The sequence below is a fragment of the Paraburkholderia madseniana genome (genome assembly GCF_009690905.1).
Classification (GTDB): Bacteria; Pseudomonadota; Gammaproteobacteria; order Burkholderiales; family Burkholderiaceae; genus Paraburkholderia; species Paraburkholderia madseniana.
Window position 1 is genome coordinate 59,731 of the sequence record NZ_VOSW01000017.1, and the last position, 15,407, is coordinate 75,137.

At 60.2% G+C, this 15,407-nt stretch carries 16 protein-coding genes; 8 read left to right on the top strand and 8 right to left on the bottom strand.

Annotated elements, in window-relative coordinates:
• Positions 1 to 188: 188 nt before the first annotated feature.
• Positions 189 to 965 (top strand): IclR family transcriptional regulator, encoded by a 777-nt coding sequence (locus FSO04_RS11240; protein WP_154559758.1) that lies wholly within the window; start codon positions 189 to 191, stop codon positions 963 to 965.
• Between the two features lie 104 nt (positions 966 to 1,069).
• Here FSO04_RS11240 and FSO04_RS11245 read toward each other — a convergent pair whose 3' ends face one another.
• The 6 genes from FSO04_RS11245 to FSO04_RS11270 all read right to left on the bottom strand — a co-directional run bounded on the left by FSO04_RS11245 (position 1,070) and on the right by FSO04_RS11270 (position 7,073).
• Positions 1,070 to 1,936, bottom strand: coding sequence for an alpha/beta fold hydrolase (locus tag FSO04_RS11245; protein WP_154559759.1), 867 nt, complete (start codon positions 1,934 to 1,936; stop codon positions 1,070 to 1,072).
• A gap of 51 nt (positions 1,937 to 1,987) precedes the next feature.
• A complete protein-coding gene (locus FSO04_RS11250; protein ID WP_154559760.1) occupies positions 1,988 to 3,097 on the bottom strand; it encodes a flavin reductase in 1,110 nt (369 codons plus the stop codon).
• A complete protein-coding gene (locus FSO04_RS11255; RefSeq protein ID WP_154559761.1) occupies positions 3,094 to 4,116 on the bottom strand; it encodes an LLM class flavin-dependent oxidoreductase in 1,023 nt (340 codons plus the stop codon). The genes FSO04_RS11250 and FSO04_RS11255 overlap by 4 nt, the downstream gene beginning before the upstream one ends.
• Positions 4,117 to 4,154: 38 nt before the next feature.
• Positions 4,155 to 4,520: a VOC family protein gene (locus FSO04_RS11260; protein WP_154559762.1), complete on the bottom strand. Its 366-nt coding sequence runs from the start codon at positions 4,518 to 4,520 to the stop codon at positions 4,155 to 4,157.
• Between the two features lie 68 nt (positions 4,521 to 4,588).
• Positions 4,589 to 6,250: an AMP-binding protein gene (locus FSO04_RS11265; RefSeq protein WP_154559763.1), complete on the bottom strand. Its 1,662-nt coding sequence runs from the start codon at positions 6,248 to 6,250 to the stop codon at positions 4,589 to 4,591.
• A 34-nt stretch (positions 6,251 to 6,284) separates the two neighbouring features.
• Positions 6,285 to 7,073: an enoyl-CoA hydratase/isomerase family protein gene (locus FSO04_RS11270; RefSeq protein ID WP_154559764.1), complete on the bottom strand. Its 789-nt coding sequence runs from the start codon at positions 7,071 to 7,073 to the stop codon at positions 6,285 to 6,287.
• Between the two features lie 329 nt (positions 7,074 to 7,402).
• Here FSO04_RS11270 and FSO04_RS11275 point away from each other — a divergent pair, with 329 nt between their 5' ends.
• The 4 genes from FSO04_RS11275 to wrbA all read left to right on the top strand — a co-directional run bounded on the left by FSO04_RS11275 (position 7,403) and on the right by wrbA (position 10,881).
• Complete coding sequence (locus FSO04_RS11275; protein ID WP_154559765.1) at positions 7,403 to 8,410, top strand: zinc-binding alcohol dehydrogenase family protein; 1,008 nt, start codon at positions 7,403 to 7,405, stop codon at positions 8,408 to 8,410.
• Positions 8,411 to 8,680: 270 nt separating this feature from the next.
• Complete coding sequence (locus FSO04_RS11280; protein ID WP_154559766.1) at positions 8,681 to 9,364, top strand: TetR/AcrR family transcriptional regulator; 684 nt, start codon at positions 8,681 to 8,683, stop codon at positions 9,362 to 9,364.
• A gap of 193 nt (positions 9,365 to 9,557) precedes the next feature.
• Positions 9,558 to 9,842 (top strand): DUF4148 domain-containing protein, encoded by a 285-nt coding sequence (locus FSO04_RS11285; protein WP_154559767.1) that lies wholly within the window; start codon positions 9,558 to 9,560, stop codon positions 9,840 to 9,842.
• A gap of 439 nt (positions 9,843 to 10,281) precedes the next feature.
• Positions 10,282 to 10,881, top strand: coding sequence for an NAD(P)H:quinone oxidoreductase (gene wrbA, locus FSO04_RS11290; protein ID WP_154559768.1), 600 nt, complete (start codon positions 10,282 to 10,284; stop codon positions 10,879 to 10,881).
• Between the two features lie 38 nt (positions 10,882 to 10,919).
• Here wrbA and FSO04_RS11295 read toward each other — a convergent pair whose 3' ends face one another.
• Complete coding sequence (locus FSO04_RS11295) at positions 10,920 to 11,846, bottom strand: LysR substrate-binding domain-containing protein (protein ID WP_154559769.1); 927 nt, start codon at positions 11,844 to 11,846, stop codon at positions 10,920 to 10,922.
• Positions 11,847 to 12,035: 189 nt separating this feature from the next.
• Here FSO04_RS11295 and FSO04_RS11300 point away from each other — a divergent pair, with 189 nt between their 5' ends.
• Positions 12,036 to 12,734, top strand: coding sequence for a pirin family protein (locus tag FSO04_RS11300; protein WP_154559770.1), 699 nt, complete (start codon positions 12,036 to 12,038; stop codon positions 12,732 to 12,734).
• Between the two features lie 48 nt (positions 12,735 to 12,782).
• Positions 12,783 to 13,205, top strand: coding sequence for a DoxX family protein (locus tag FSO04_RS11305; protein ID WP_154559771.1), 423 nt, complete (start codon positions 12,783 to 12,785; stop codon positions 13,203 to 13,205).
• 102 nt (positions 13,206 to 13,307) lie between these two features.
• Here the strand turns inward: FSO04_RS11305 and FSO04_RS11310 are convergent, their stop codons facing one another.
• Positions 13,308 to 14,192 (bottom strand): LysR family transcriptional regulator, encoded by an 885-nt coding sequence (locus FSO04_RS11310; RefSeq protein ID WP_154559772.1) that lies wholly within the window; start codon positions 14,190 to 14,192, stop codon positions 13,308 to 13,310.
• A 102-nt stretch (positions 14,193 to 14,294) separates the two neighbouring features.
• Between FSO04_RS11310 and FSO04_RS11315 the strand changes: the two genes are divergently transcribed.
• Positions 14,295 to 15,161: a pirin family protein gene (locus FSO04_RS11315; RefSeq protein WP_154559773.1), complete on the top strand. Its 867-nt coding sequence runs from the start codon at positions 14,295 to 14,297 to the stop codon at positions 15,159 to 15,161.
• The last annotated feature ends 246 nt before the right edge of the window (positions 15,162 to 15,407 follow it).

Consider the following 15,407-nt stretch of genomic DNA (forward strand, 5'->3'; position numbering starts at 1 on the left):
AGTCAAGCGTTTTGTTCCGACTGCTCGCTTGCCTCTGATCGCCCTAACTTGCTGGTGTTGCGTTCAACAATAATGAATGACATAATCTATGTTGAACACTATAGGGGCCGCCCCCTTGACGTGTCAACATGACGGCCGTCCGTGGAAACCCGGGGCGGCGATTTTTTATCACTTCCATAGGTTGAAAAATGACCAATGTGACTGCGAGGCGCGGCATTCAGTCTGTCGAGATTGCGTTCCGAATCCTTTCGGCGTTGCAGACGAGTGAGCGAGCACTCCCTCTGAAGGAAATTGCTGCGCTGTCCGAACTGTCGCCGAGCGCGACGAGCAACTACATGATTAGTCTGGTGCGGACCGGGCTTGCGTCGCCGGATGAAAAACCGGGGTGCTACAAGCTCGGGCCGGCGTCGCTTGCTTTGGGGATGAGCGCGATCAATCAACTGGACGGATTCGATATCGTGCGTCGTGAGGTGGTCGCTTTGCGGGAAGCAACACTGAGTGGCGCGGCCGTCACCGCATGGACCGAAGATGGGCCGGTTAGTCTCTTCAAGCAGGAGGGGCAGACGCGAAGTATTCTCGAGCTGAGAACAGGCCTGATTCCGCTGGTTACGACTGCTGCGGGAAAGCTGTTCATTGCCTGCCTTCAGCCTGCACGTACCGACGATCTCATCAGCCGCGAACTGTCTGCGGGACAGGAATGGACTCCGGCTTCCTTGCGGGAAGAAGCGATCGCTGAATTGCGCAACTGTGGCTTCACAACGGTTCATCGCGGGGATATGGGTTACGTGTCTGTCGCGGCCCCTATCTGGGACAGGGACGGCGATCTCCGATTTGCCATCAGTCTCATCGGATCGCCTGCAACACTGAACACGGACGTTGACGGTAAAGAGATAAAGGCGCTACTCGATAGCGCGGTTCGAGCTACGGCTGCACTGGGCGGCAAGGTCCCCAGAAAAATTGGGTAGTAGCCGGGCGCTCAATACCGATGCGCGTCATCTGTTTCGGCGGACGATTGCCACGGACGTGCTAGCACGAGGGCCGCGGCTTGCTCATCGCAGTCATCCTTCCGTCAGTCTGTCCCGACTTGCGCAGCGGCCAACACGATGGAATTGAACGCTTCCGGCGCTTCAAGCTTCGGCATGTGGCCAATCCCATTGAGCACGTGGAGTGTCGAACCATGAGCAGCCTTGTGAATCGGCTGCGAATGGTCGTCAATCGGAGCGACGCGGTCCAGGTTGCCGACAATGACGGAGATCGGCGCTGCGATCGAAGGAACGACGGATGGTGTATACGCAGAGAAGAGCATGTCTACGGCGTGTTCCCAGCCTGTAGGGGTCACCGCGTCTCTTAGCCGGGATACGACCGCGCGAACCAGGGGGCCGGCGTTCGGAGCGATCAGAGCATTGACCACGGCGGCGCGTGCCTCGATCGATTGTGCCGCTGCGCTTCGCATCAGAACTTCTCGTGCCGCGTCGCGCTCCTCACCGGATAGATGTCCTCGTGCAACATTGGGCGCGCTCAATACAAGGGCGCGCGTAGCCGACGGATACCGCGCCGCAAACGTTGCGGCGATAACGCTACCCCATGAACTGCCTACGACGGTTGCACGCGATATGCCGAGCGCAGACAGTAGGGCCATGAGTACATCGGCGTAATCCGTGGCGGCCGGCGTGCTGATCGCAAAGGGGCTGCTTTGTCCGTAGCCGGGAGCGTCCCAGGCAATCACCCGATGGTTCCTGCTAAGTGCGGCGAGCTGCGCGCGGTATCCCGCCGAACTCGAGCCAATACCATGCAGCAGCACGATGGCGGGCGCGCGCTCGTCACCGGCAGTGCGATACGTGATGACCCGTTTGTCGCCGAGTGTGGGGAGATTCACTAGTGCCAGTTCGACGGCGGGCAACGAGGATTCAAGTAGATGGCTTTCTGTTTCAGTCATGATTGAAGTCTGGCCGATATATCAGTCGCTTTAACTTAGGCAAATGCCAATTCACGCGTCTCTCAATCCAGCGGAGATCTCATGCGCGGCGGCCCTGAGAGCTTCTGCACAAGGACCATTGGCCGCGGCATCGAAATGCTCGGCTGGGCCTATCGCCGTCAGTGCCAGCACGGCCATTCCGCTCGGGGAAAGAATGGGCACGCTGATGGCGTTGGCGAGCACGCGGTCGTCATAAAACGGGGCGGGGCGTCTCGTCGCGACATGCGAGGCCCTGACGGATTCAAGTACGCTTGCGAGCGATTCCGCCGTGGGGAGCACTTCGCCAGACGCTTGTCGTGCGTTGTCACGCAGTTCCGCTGTCACAAATCGATCGACGGCTTCGTGCGGAAGGAACGCCGCCAGCGCCAGGCCCGAAGCGGAAGACGTTACCGGCAGCACGAGCCCAAGCGGCAGATCGGCGGCCACAGGCGTGGTTGCGGCTTGCCATGCGATCACCGTGGGACCGTGATTGCCCCACGCTGCCAGCGCAAGTGTCTTGTCCAGCGTATGCGCGAGCCGCAACATGGCGCGGCTGGCCAGCCGGACTGCATGTGGCTGCGATTTCATCGTGCCCGCCGTTCCGATCGGCGCGCGGCCGAGGTCGTGCGGGTCGGCAACCAGATATTGTCCACCGCCGAATACCAGCGGGCGCCGCGTGCTCTGGCGTATGCATTCCACCGACCCGACAAAAATCACGTGGTCGCCGCCCGGAAAGCGGGAGACCACCTTGCACTCCAACCATGCGCTGCAATCGCGCAGTAGCGGCAGTCCGTCGACCCCCAGGTCATAGTCGACGCCGGCGAATTTGTCCGGCGACCGGGTCGCAAAGTGATTGGCGAGGTCGTACTGGTGTTCAGCCAGGATGTTGATGGTGAAGCGCTCGGCGTCCCTGAACGCGGTATGGCTTCCCGCAGAGGTCGCCTGGCTCCACAGGACGAGAGGCGGATCCAGCGAGACCGAGGAAAACGAATTGGCGGTGAGGCCGTGCATTTTCCCCTCGCCATCGAGCGTGGTGACCACGGTGACGCCGGTTACGAAGGACCCGAGCACGTCTCTCAACTGACGCTTCTCGAACGTCCTGATGGCAGGACGCGCCTCGTCTAACGCAGTGCTTCCGGTCATGACAGAACCCTTTGCGACTCGCTGAACGCCGGCATGATGGACTCGTGAAACAGGCCGATAGAGGTCTTCGCTTCGGAGACGGACATGTCCCCGAACATGAACGTTCCGATGAGGTAGTTGAATGCCCCTTCGTGCGCCTGCTCCAGCAGCTTTTCACGCACGGTTTCCGGCCGGCCCACTACGGCCAGGCCCGATTCCACGAGCGGCTCGATCGTCGGCGGAAGCTTCTGGTTGACCGGTTCCGTCCCGTGCTTCTTCCAGAGCTTGAAAAAGTTCGGATGGAACACCGACCATGCCCGCGAGGCAATTTTCATCGCCTCCTGGTCCGTTTCCGCGACAACGATGTAGCGATTCACGCCGATGAGCGGCTCAGCGGCGGACGGATGCCGCTTGGCGAATTCTTCGCGATATCGATCGGTGATGGCTCTGACTCGCTGGACCGGGCCGCCGCACACGATGTTCATCTTCTCCTGGGCCGGCCATACCGTCGACTCCGGCGATGCCAGCGCGTACCAGGTCGGAGGGGGCGTCTGCAGCGGCTTGAGTTCGATCGGCATGTCGTTGAATTGCCAGAACGTCCCCTTATAGTCGAGCGTATCCGAACTCAAATACCGCTTGATGATTTCATACGACTCGACGTATCTGGCCTGAGCCGTGGCCGCGTCGATACCGAGTGCCTCGATTTCGTGGGGTGAGGCGCCGCGGCCCACGCCATACTCCAGGCGGCCGCCGCTCAGATTGTCGAGCATGCAAATTTCTTCGGCGAGACGGACCGGGTGGTGGATCGGGAGAATGTAGACGAGCGGCGACAGGCGCAGTTTCTTGGTGCGCTGTGCAGCAGCGGCAAGAAACACGCTTTGCGACGGGCAAGCGCTCAGCGTGGTCGCATGGTGTTCCGACATATGATAGGCATGGAAACCGAGCCTGTCGTAAAGCTCGATAATTTGCATCCTGTCTTCGTACTGCTTATGAATAGGCAGTCCATTGCGATCGTTCTGGTCGAATATACCGAATTTCATGGCTTTTCCAGTAAGTGCGAAATGTGTGATCTTCTGACTTAATGTGTCGAAGATTTGCTGAATACCTGGAAGATGTTTTCTTCCGGATCCTGGTAGGTGGTAACGACGCCGTGTGTGCCCATGTCGCGCTGCGCGAGCTGCTGGCCGCCCGCGGACAGGATTTTCTGCCGGACCTCGTCCTGGGCCTCACCGGCGATCTGGAAGACGGGGACGGCCCCGACGGCTCCTTCTGCCGCTTCCTCGGCCGAACTGAGTGCAAATGCGCTGCGCTGCAGACGAAATTGAGTCCACTTGTTCTCGTCGCGAAACTGGACAGGCATCCCCAGCGCCGATGCATAGAAATCTTCCAGCCTGGCCATATCCTTCGCGACGAAATAGATGGTTTGTACGTCAACTTCTGCCATGGCGGCACTCCGGTAAATGGTTATAGCGGGATTGATCTGACCCGATGTGACCTCGATGCCGAGGCGCGTCACGCTGTGTGCTGTTCTTTCAGTCCAAGTTCGTCGCTCATGATTTGCCGGATCACGTACTTCTGGATTTTTCCCGTCACGGTGGTCGGAAACGAGTCGACCAAGCGGATGTATTTGGGAACCTTGTAATGCGCTATCCGGCCCTTGCAAAAGTCGCGGACTGCCTCGTCGTCGAGAACCGACTCCGGCCTGACGACGATCCATGCGCAGAGTTCTTCGCCGAAATGCTGGTCCGGTACGCCGACCACCTGCACGTCGAGCACGCCTGGGCAGGAATACAGAAACTCTTCGATCTCGCGGGGATACAGGTTTTCACCGCCGCGGATGACCATATCCTTGATGCGGCCGACGATGTTGACGTAGCCGTCCGGATCCATCGTGGCGAGATCGCCCGAATGCATCCAGCCTTCGGCGTCGATTGCGTCGCGCGTCCGGTCGGGCTGGTTCCAGTAGCCAAGCATGACCGAGTAGCCGCGGGTGCAAAGCTCGCCGGTGTGGCCGCGCTCCGCGGTCTGGCCGGTGAGCGGGTCGACAATCTTTACGTCGAGGTGAGGCAACACCTGGCCGACCGTGGATACCCGCCGCTCGACTGGCGTATCCGTCATGCTTTGGCAGCTCACGGGACTCGTTTCCGTCATGCCGTATGCGATCGTGATCTCGGGCAGATGCATTTCGCCGACAACCCGCTTCATGATCTCGATAGGGCAAGGAGAACCGGCCATGATGCCGGTGCGCAGGCTGCTCATATCGAACTCCGCAAAGCGCGGGTGATTGAGTGCCGCGATGAACATGGTCGGCACGCCGTACAGCGCTGTGCATTTTTCTGCCTGAACGGTCTCCAGAACGGCTTCGGCGTCGAAGCGTTCGGCGGGGTAGACGATCGTCGAGCCATGGGTCAGGCAAGCCAGATTACCCATCACCATGCCGAAGCAGTGGTACATCGGAACCGGGACGCAGACTCGATCCGCGTGGGTGAGCTTCATGCACTCGCCCACGAAGAAACCGTTGTTCAGGATGTTGCGATGACTCAGCGTAGCGGCCTTGGGAAGTCCCGTCGTCCCGCTGGTGAACTGGATGTTGACGGCGTCGTCCGGGCGCACGGTGCGGCGTACGTCCTGAAGCTTTGCGCTGTTTGCATTGCCGGAGCGGAGCAGGTCGGAGAAGCGTTGCGCGCCGGCTTCGTCCGGGCAGTCCGGGTCGTCTATCCACCAGATCGTCTCAAGGCTCGGCAGCCGGGCTTTTCCCAGCTCCCGCAACATGTTCAAGTACTCGCTCGACCGGTACCGGACCATCGTGACGATGGCCTTGCACCCCACGAGGTTGAGCGCATGCTCCAGCTCCGAGGTCCGATATGCCGGGTTGATGTTGACGAGTATCAACCCGGCCTTTGCCGTGGCCAACTGCAGCAGCAGCCAGGCGAGGTTCGTGTGGGACCAGATTCCGATCCGGTCGCCCGGCTTGAGTCCTGCCTCGAGAAGCGCGGCCGCAAGCCGGTCCGACTTTTCGCGAAGTTCGCCGTAGCTTAGCTGGATCCCTTCATGCCGGCTGACTGCCGCGACGTGCTCGCCCATCTTGCTAGCGATCTCATCGAATGAATCACCAATGGTTTTGTCGATCAGCTCCGGGAAACGTGCTCCGCGCTGATATGAAAGTGTGTTCATCGGTATCTTCCGTGCAATGCGCCTGACTGACGGCTCATTTGCCGACAAATACCACCGGAGCCGGTTCTTCGCCTCGAGCGAAGGCTTCTGCGCGTGCAGTTCGTCCTTTCCTGGCGTCTTCCGTCATGTGCAGCCCCATGGTGAGGTCCAGGATCAGCGAGTCCGCACCGGGCACACCGCCGCCTGCCCATGCCTTGAGGAGGGCGCGAATGGCGCCATACGAGCGCGTAGGGCCGTTCGCAAGTTTGATGGCGAGATCGTCGGCAACATTCTCGACCTCATCTTCGCCGACGACGAAGGCGGCAACGCCGAGCCGACCGGCGGTCGCGCCGGACATGGGTTCGCTCAGCATTGCGTAGCGCGCTGCAAATGCACGACCGGCTCTTTCCGCCAGGCGCTGCACGCCGCCCGCGACAGGCGCCGAGCCAACGGATGCTTCAATGCAGCGGAAGGTGGCGTTCTCCGCTGCGACGATGAAGTCGCAAGCGAGAGCCAGTTCGAATGCGCCACCGAATGCCGCGCCGCGCACGGCGGCAATCGTCGGGATCTGGAGGGATTCGATTGACCGATAGGTATGGTGAATCTGCGATATGAACGTCCGCCAGTCATCGAAATCTTTGTCGATGAAATCGAGGACGTCGCCGCCTTTGCTGAAATCGGGGCCTTGTGCGCGGATCAGGAGCGACCGGATATCGGCCTTGCTGGCTTCCCGAACGGCCTTCTCAAGGCAGTCAGCGAAATCAGCCGCGATGAGATTCGAGGGAGGATTGGCCAATACGATATGGCCTACGTTCTGACGACGTTCAAAGTAGATGCTTTCCATTGAAAGGAATCCTTAATAAATGATGGCGATCGTAAAAAGCTCGATGTCTCCTGCCAGGCACTGCACTGCATATATTCAACAATAGTGAATGCGTGCAGCATTGTTGTATATTAGGATGCTGGCGGAGACGTGTCAACCATTCGCTGATGACGTTCTGCCGCGCGCAATGGTGCTTTGCCATTCAGGACACTGGCGGGCGACCGTTGTGGAGATAGGATTCCAGACGGGTCAAACCACAAACCATCGGCAATTTCAGTGGCTAGCGATTTGACCTGCGCTTCGCATGGCTTGGCCGAAAAAGTTCGGCATAAGCGACATTGGAGAATGTAATGAAGGCGATTGGCTATAAAGCAAAGGGTGGCGTCGAGGTTTTGACCGAGCTCGAACTCCCGATGCCGGAACCGGGCCCACGCGATTTGCGGGTCGCCGTGAAGGCCGTGTCGGTGAATCCTGTCGATGTGAAGCGCCGTCGCTGGGAAGATCCTTCGGAGAGTCCGCTGCCCAGAGTGTTGGGCTACGACGCGGCAGGCGTGATCGTTGCGGTGGGAAGCGAGGTCACGCTCTTTAGCCCTGGCGATGAGGTCTTCTATGCGGGCGCGATGGATCGCCCCGGGACCAACTCGGAGTTTCACCTCGTCGACGAGCGGATCGTCGGGCCCAAGCCCACCTCATTGTCGTTCGCCGAGGCGGCGGCCTTGCCGCTCACTTCGATAACTGCATGGGAAATGCTCTTCGACCGCATGAAGGTGCCGCGTGGCTTGCGCGCACCTGGCGGCACGCTGCTCGTTCTGAACGGAGCAGGGGGCGTTGGCTCCATGTTGATCCAACTGGCGAACCGCCTCACGGGCCTCACTGTCATCGCCACTGCGTCCCGGCCCGAAACTGTCGAGTGGGTGAAGAAGCTCGGTGCGAAGCACGTTGCCGACCACAGCAAGCCTATCGACGAAGCGCTGCACGCAATCGGCTTCGATGGCGTGGACTATATCGGGGCGATTACTTCCATGCCCGGTAGCGCCCCCAGTCTCGCCCGTGCGTTGAATCCCCAAGGCCATATCACGCTGATCGACAACTTCGACGACAGCATTGCGCCGTTCAAGCCGAAGAGCATCACGGTTTCGTGGGAGATGATGTTTACCCGGTCGCTGTTCCAGACAGCGGACATGGATGCCCAGCACCGCTTGCTGAAAGAAGTGTCGGAGATGGTTGACGCCGGCCTGCTGCAGACGACACTCACGCACGTGGAAGGGCCCTTGACTGCAGCGAATCTTCGCCGTGCCCACGAACGGATCGAAACAGGAAAGGCTATCGGGAAGACCGTGCTGGAAGGCTTCCAGTAATGATTGTCGAGTGTCGTTTTCGCGTGGCGTGGTCAGCGCCGCGTCATGATTCCGGCTTTAACCACCACGGTTTTGCAGGGTGTTAACCACACTTGACATTATATTTTCCAATCGTATAGTAATGCGGCGAGGCGTGCGTAGAGCGACATGGCGTACGAGGTGATGCTTCCCGGGTCGATCACGCGTGATTCGCAAAAATGCTTTGTTAGAAGAACCGCTGCAACAGTCGTCGATGCCGGTTCGGCTGCTGACACAAAGGATGGCTAAACGATGTGGAAAGCATTGGTGGATGAATTTGCTCAGCAAGACGAACGTGAACCCGACTCATTGCGAGTTGGGCGGTCCGCGATCCGTCGAAAGAACAGCAGACTTCCGCAGGCTGCAACGGACGATCTCCGGAACACCATTCTTGAAGCCGCAGTAGCGCTTTTCTATCGCGAGCCGGTCGAGTCGTTGAATCTCGATCGGCTTGCCGATCAAACGGGGCTGGGTAAGCGGCACATCTATCGGATTTTCGGGTCACGTAAGGCGTTTCTACAAGCTTATGCCGACCTGCTTTGTGATCGTGAGCGTGCCCAATGGCGGGAAGCCGGACATCGGTCCGGCGAGGAGCCCGTCCAACACTTGCTCGAACTCTTTATCGATGTCGCCGTCGAACTGGCTTCCGGTAGTCGTCAGCCAGGGCAGCCTCAATTGCCGGCGGTACAGTTCGTCGACAAGGATCATCCTGTCAGGCTATCGCGTGCGAAGCTTAGCCGGGAGTTTCGGGCACTATTGATGCGGCTGGCTATTGCCGCAAATGCAGTAGATGCCGAGGCGTTGGCGGATACGTTGATGATGCTTTGGGAAAATGCAACAACAAGCAACTTCAAATCAGGCAGCGACTCCCGGCGGATCGCTCAGCGTCTGCCGACCCTGGTCGACCACATCATCAAGAGCTACGTGATGCTGTAGGCACGCAGGGAGGAGGTCGCATCATCCTCGTTCGCATGCTCGACGGCGACGTCGGCCGATTGTTGCCGCATCAGCAATAGAGAGTTCGAAAACTAGTACTTACCCTAACGATTTTTGCCCTTTAGACTGCGTGCAGCCATGGCAGCGAAGCTGCTCTGTATTGCAACTAAAACAATCGTTGAGGTAGGTCACCATGAAGTCGTTCACCAGGATGGTTCTTATTGCTGCCCTTATTGCAGCACCGGTTGCGTCGTTCGCACAGTCCAGTCAGCCGGTAAGCCGTGCGCAGGTGCGCGCCGATCTGGCCCAGCTCGAGAAAGCTGGCTACGACCCGCACGACTGGATTCACTACCCCGAGAACATTCAGGCAGCTGAAGCAAAAGTCGCGGCGCAGAATGCCGCAGCCCAAGCCCCTGTCTCGGGTTACGGTGGTGGTGCTGACGGGACGTCCCGTTCGGGCGCAGCAAGCGGTATGTAATGTTGATGTAAAGACGCGATTCTCGAGAATCGCGTAGTTTGCGGCTGAGTCTTTCCCACCTGTATCGGTGGGAAAGACTCAGCCGTTTTGCTTTATGGGCGTTTGCAAGCCATCATTCGGATGCATTGATTAATTCTTGTCGTTCTGTCAAAAGCAACGATTCGTTGCAGCCGTGGAGCTATGCGCATAAGCATTTCGGTCGTAGCCTTCAGGTCGAGTCATCATTTCATTTCGGGTGCTCGTCATGGCGCGCGCTCCGGTAGGGCAGGCTCGCGTGCGGCAACGCTGATCGCGAACTGAGAACACGGATCCGCTGAGACGACCGCCTGACCGGGCGGATCGTCTCACCCGGATCGGCGCTTACTGCAACACCGTGCGCGTTGTCCGGCGCACATCATTTCCCACAGTGGTATCACGCAGATATAGGAAGGAGATCGAAATGTCGAAAGTTCTGGTTCTATATTATTCCTCGTATGGCCATGTCGAAGCGCTAGCGGATGCCGTCGCCGAAGGGGCGCGTTCCGCGGGCGCCACGGTCGACGTCAAGCGGGTGCCCGAGACCGCGCCGGCGGAGGTGGCCAAGGCCGCCTACTTCAAACTCGATCAGCAAGCGCCGGTCGCGACCGTCGCCGAGCTCGCCAACTATGACGCTATTGTCGTCGGCACGCCGACCCGATTCGGGCGCGTCTCATCGCAGATGGCGGCATTCCTGGATCAAGCCGGCGGCCTCTGGATGAGCGGTGCATTGAATGGCAAAGTCGGCGGTGCGTTCACGTCGTCGGCGAGCCAGCACGGCGGCCAGGAAACGACGCTGTTCTCGATCATTACCAACCTGCTGCACTTCGGCATGACCATCGTCGGCCTGCCATACAGCCACCAGGGGCAAATGACGCTGGATGAAATCGTCGGTGGTTCGCCGTACGGCGCCACGACGATCGCCGGTGGGCAAGGTCAACGCCAGCCGAGCGCGATCGAGCTCGCCGGCGCTCGTCACCAGGGCGAACTGATCGCCCGGACGGCCAACAAGCTGTTTGGCTGAACGTCAGGCTATTCGCACCGTTGACGCGCATGAGACGGTCAGGCAGATCCCTGCCTGGCCGACACGGCTTCGAATCCGGCCACGAGCGCATCGAGCAAGTGACGCACGGCGGGAACCATGCCTCGGCGCGTGGGAAAGATCGCATGCACAAGGCCCGGCGTGCTAGCCAGACCTGGCAGCAGGTGCTGCAGGCGGCCGGCCTGAATATCGGCCTCAACCAGTTCCCTCGGCAGCATGGCCACGCCGACGCCGGATATCGCCGCCACCCGAAGGCTTGCCAGGTCGTCGGTGGCGAGGCGAGGCTGGTGCGCCCATGAGGTCACGCGCCCCTCAGCGTCAACCAGATTCCACACGAATCGCTCGTTGCTGCTTGCCATGGAGAGGGTGGGCCATTCCTTTACGGAATCGATCGAACTGGGCATCGAATGGCGCGCGGCCAGTTCGGGACTGGCAACCAGAATGTGGATCGACAAGCCCAACTGGCGGACGGCGAGGTCGGTATTTTCCAACGGCGGCAGCCTGACCCGGATGGCAAAGTCCAGGCCTTCCTCGACGACATCCACGCGGCGGTTGGTTGCATCCAGCAGGACCTGGACATCAGGATTGTCCTCTACGTATCGCGCGATGATCGTTGAGATGCCGGACTCCAGCAAGGCCACGGGGCAGGCGATACGGACGGTGCCCTGCGGCTTGGAGCGCGTGCGCTCCACGATCTCTTTCGCGGCCTTGGCTTCCGCCACCAGTGCAAGGCAATGCTGGTGGAACTGCCGCCCGGTCTCCGTCAGGGAAAGGCTCCTGCTGGTGCGATTGAGCAGGCGAACGCCAAGTTCTTCTTCCAGTGCGCGAACGCGCCGGCTGAGTTTCGACGTCTGCAGGCCGAGGCCGCGCGCGGCCGCCGTGTAGCTACCACGCTCGACCACCTCTGCGAAGAGCCGAAGATCGTTGAGGTCAGTGATTGCGTTCATAGGCGGACTTCAACTCCTTCTGATCGTTCTATTGGTGGCAATGAAGCGTTTCATTGTAGGAGATATGCGCGAGTTCATTGCGAATATAGCATTCTTCCCATCACCTGCATCACTTGTATCAGCGCTGAATTCGGTCGGTCGCACAGGTGACAAGCGTCGCATTGGCGGCGGCGGAAAACGGAGATGGACATGCTCACACACAGACGTTGGGAATCACTGGACACGGCGAACCGGGATTGGCTGCGCGCGAAATACCATTTCGCGGTGAGCGCCGACGGCAATCCCGACCATGCCGCTCTCGGTCCCCTGATTGTGTGGAACGACGACGAGATCGCGGTTGACAGCGGTTTTCCCATGCACGGGCATCGTGACATGGAAATCATCACCTATGTGCGCCAGGGCCTGCTCGGGCATCGAGACACTTTGGGATCCGAAGGAACGATCCACGCAGGCGATGTCCAGGTTATGAGCGCCGGCACGGGCATACGCCACGCCGAATTCAACAAGGGCGAAGTGCCGCTCAAGGTTTACCAGATCTGGCTGTTGCCTCGTAAAGCCGGTGGCGAACCCGCATGGGACACCAAGCCGTTTCCAAGAGGCGACCGCTCAGGGCGCTTTGTAGTCCTGGCCAGCGGGTTCGCGGGCGACGAAGGTGCGCTGCCGATTCGTGCCAATGCGCGTGTGTTCGGCGCAATGCTGAAGGCAGGCGAAAGCGTTCGATACGAGTTGAGTCCGGCGCGTCGCGCCTATCTCGTCGTGGCCTCGGGACGCATCGAAGTGAATGGCGAGCCCGTTGGGCCGCTGGACGGCGTGGCGATTACGAAAGTCGCCGCGGCACAGATTTCTGCTCTTGAAGATTCCGAGCTGGTGATGGTGGACGCCGGCTAATTCCCTTTCTCTTAATCCACCTGCGTAAATTCATCTTAGGAGTTAGTCATGGAACGTTTTAAATTTCTTCCGTTGTTGGGTCGTATTCTGATCGGTGCACCGTTTGTCATGAGCGGGCTGGGCAAACTCGCGGCGTACGGCGCGACGGTTGGCTATATCGCGGCCATGGGTCTGCCCGTGCCGCCACTCGCATTCATTCTTGCCGTGCTGACCGAGCTGGGCGGTGGCCTGCTGCTGCTGTCGGGCTACCGGGCTCGCGCCGTGTCGCTGGGGATGGCGGTGTTCTGTGTGGTCACCGCGCTGTTCTTTCACCACAACTTCGCCGATCAAAACCAGATGATTCACTTCCTCAAGAACGTGATGATGGCCGGTGGTCTCCTGCAAATCACCTGGTTCGGCGCCGGCGCGTTCAGCCTGGACGCGCTCACCGGCCGGACAGCTTTGCGTGTCTCGCCTGTGAACGCGAGCTGACAAGTCTGATCCGCTGAGACGACCGGCTGACCAGTTGACCGGCTGGATCGTCTCACCGGGATCGGCGCTCGCAGGAACGCCAGCGGGCAGCCGCCATACCGCTTATTTCCCCAATTGTGCAATGAAGGCGCGAGCGGCCGGCCCCGGCGGCGCGTCCTTGCGGTAAACAACCTTCATCGGCATCGCTACATCGCGCGGCAGGCCTTCAATGCGAATCGCCACCAGGGTGCCACTCTCGAGATCTTCCTTGATCATGTGCAGCGGCATATGCCCCCAGCCCAGGCCGGCCTTCAGGAATGCATACTTGGCCCCCAGATCCGCGAGCCTCCACGTCGAGGCGGACAGCACGCCGAATTCGCGTCCCGCGGACAATGCGGTTCGGTCGCTGAGTACGAGTTGCACGTGCTTCTTGATTGCGGCAGCGGAAATGAGGCCCCGGGTATTTGCGAGCGGATGAGCGGGACTGACGACCGTCACCAGTTTCAGCTCGCGCAAGGATTCGACCTGCAGTTCATCCGTCACGATCGGCAGCGTGCCGATCACGCCAATGTTGCAGATCCGGTCGAGCACCAGCTTCATCACACCGCCCAGCGCTTCGACATAAAGCCGCAGTGGCGTGTGCGGATAATCCTTCTGGGACTGAGCCGCCGCGCGCGTCAAACTATCCATGGGGTACATCACGTCCATCGCGACGGAGAGTTCGGGCTCCAGACCCTCTCGCATCGCGCGTGCTCGCGCCTTGAAACCATCGATCGTGTCCGCCACGGAACGGGCGTCGAGCAGCAAGCTCTTGCCTGCATCGGTGAGCTGCGGGTAGCGGGCCGTGCGATCGAACAGCTTCACCTCGAGCTGTGCCTCGAGATTCGCAAGGGTCTGGCTAACCACTGATTGCGCGCGCCGGAGCTTGCGTCCGGCTGCTGAGAAGCTGCCTTCATCGACCGCCGCGATGAAGGTCCGAAGCTGGTCCAGCGTTACGCCGTCAAGCATATCCATCGCTCCAAACGATATCTAGAATCTAAAAATATAGGCTTTTCAGATGGAGTGCAAGATCTTACCTTACGTGTATCGCGTTTTTCTTAAGGCAGAGCCATGAACACCGACACAGCCGTACTCAACCCGACTCCAGAGACAACGCTGGCCCCGCGCCGCATTGCATTTCGCACCACTGGCAGTGCGCACGGCGGCATTAACCGCCTGGCCAGTCCCTCCGACATCGGCGAGTTGATCAAGCCTTTTGTGTTCCTGGATCACGCCGTGGTCGTGCCGACCGGCAAGCCGATGTTCGGGATGCACCCGCACTCGGGTCTCGCAACACTCACCACCGTGCTGAGTGGCGGAATTTCCTATGCAGACACGACCGGCAAGAGTGGCGAACTTCTCGCCGGCGGCCTCGAATGGATGAAGGCCGGCAATGGTGTCTGGCACGACGGAAACGTATTGCCGGGCGAAGCGGTACGCCTCTTTCAACTCTGGGTCGCGCTGCCGCCCTCGCAGGAGAACTCGCCGGCGGAAAGCCAGTACATTTCGCCGGCCGAGGTCCAGCGGGATGGACCGGTCCGCGTCATCATCGGCCGCCACGGGTCGGCGACGAGCGATATCCGCGCGCCCGAAGGCATCAACTACTTCCATGTTGAACTGAACGCTGGGGAGACGTGGCGCTACGTGCCGCCTGCCGGACACAACGTCTCGTGGCTGGCGATCGACAAGGGGCGGTTGAACGCATCCGAGCCGATCGAGGCAGGGGAGCTCGCCGTATTCGAGGAATCCGACGGGGCGCCCATCGAGCTGCATGCCGAGCAAGCAACGTCGTTCGTCATCGGCTCCGCGATCAAGCATCCCTATCCGCTGGTGCTCGGCTACTACTCGGTGCATACGAACGCAGACGCGCTTGCGCAGGGCGAGGCCGAGATTCGCCGCATCGGTCGCGATCTGGCCACGCAGCGCCGCGCCCGGTAAGCGGGCATCGACGGAGTGCGTGCCCGTCGTGCATGTGGATCCCCGTGACGGTAGGTAAGTCACGGTAACCCCGGCGGGCACGATTTGCTTGCGAGATCGGTGCGCCGCCGGTTCACGCGAATTCAATACGTCACCGTGCAAATCCTAAAGCACGCCCGGACGAGCCGCGACACCATGGTCGAAGTTAAACCGTGGCCGCCGGCACATGTGCCTGCACGCCCCGTCACCGGGAGAAGGAGGCGCATC

Excerpts from the sequence above, each read along its gene's own strand:
- FSO04_RS11260 (WP_154559762.1), bottom strand. The coding sequence starts at position 4,520 with ATGGCAGAAGTTGACGTACAAACCATCTATTTCGTCGCGAAGGATATG.
- FSO04_RS11285 (WP_154559767.1), top strand. The coding sequence starts at position 9,558 with ATGAAGTCGTTCACCAGGATGGTTCTTATTGCTGCCCTTATTGCAGCA.
- FSO04_RS11270 (WP_154559764.1), bottom strand. The coding sequence starts at position 7,073 with ATGGAAAGCATCTACTTTGAACGTCGTCAGAACGTAGGCCATATCGTA.
- FSO04_RS11305 (WP_154559771.1), top strand. The coding sequence starts at position 12,783 with ATGGAACGTTTTAAATTTCTTCCGTTGTTGGGTCGTATTCTGATCGGT.
- FSO04_RS11255 (WP_154559761.1), bottom strand. The coding sequence starts at position 4,116 with ATGAAATTCGGTATATTCGACCAGAACGATCGCAATGGACTGCCTATT.
- FSO04_RS11275 (WP_154559765.1), top strand. The coding sequence starts at position 7,403 with ATGAAGGCGATTGGCTATAAAGCAAAGGGTGGCGTCGAGGTTTTGACC.
- FSO04_RS11265 (WP_154559763.1), bottom strand. The coding sequence starts at position 6,250 with ATGAACACACTTTCATATCAGCGCGGAGCACGTTTCCCGGAGCTGATC.
- wrbA (WP_154559768.1), top strand. The coding sequence starts at position 10,282 with ATGTCGAAAGTTCTGGTTCTATATTATTCCTCGTATGGCCATGTCGAA.
- FSO04_RS11310 (WP_154559772.1), bottom strand. The coding sequence starts at position 14,192 with ATGCTTGACGGCGTAACGCTGGACCAGCTTCGGACCTTCATCGCGGCG.
- FSO04_RS11245 (WP_154559759.1), bottom strand. The coding sequence starts at position 1,936 with ATGACTGAAACAGAAAGCCATCTACTTGAATCCTCGTTGCCCGCCGTC.
- FSO04_RS11250 (WP_154559760.1), bottom strand. The coding sequence starts at position 3,097 with ATGACCGGAAGCACTGCGTTAGACGAGGCGCGTCCTGCCATCAGGACG.
- FSO04_RS11295 (WP_154559769.1), bottom strand. The coding sequence starts at position 11,846 with ATGAACGCAATCACTGACCTCAACGATCTTCGGCTCTTCGCAGAGGTG.
- FSO04_RS11300 (WP_154559770.1), top strand. The coding sequence starts at position 12,036 with ATGCTCACACACAGACGTTGGGAATCACTGGACACGGCGAACCGGGAT.
- FSO04_RS11240 (WP_154559758.1), top strand. The coding sequence starts at position 189 with ATGACCAATGTGACTGCGAGGCGCGGCATTCAGTCTGTCGAGATTGCG.
- FSO04_RS11315 (WP_154559773.1), top strand. The coding sequence starts at position 14,295 with ATGAACACCGACACAGCCGTACTCAACCCGACTCCAGAGACAACGCTG.
- FSO04_RS11280 (WP_154559766.1), top strand. The coding sequence starts at position 8,681 with ATGTGGAAAGCATTGGTGGATGAATTTGCTCAGCAAGACGAACGTGAA.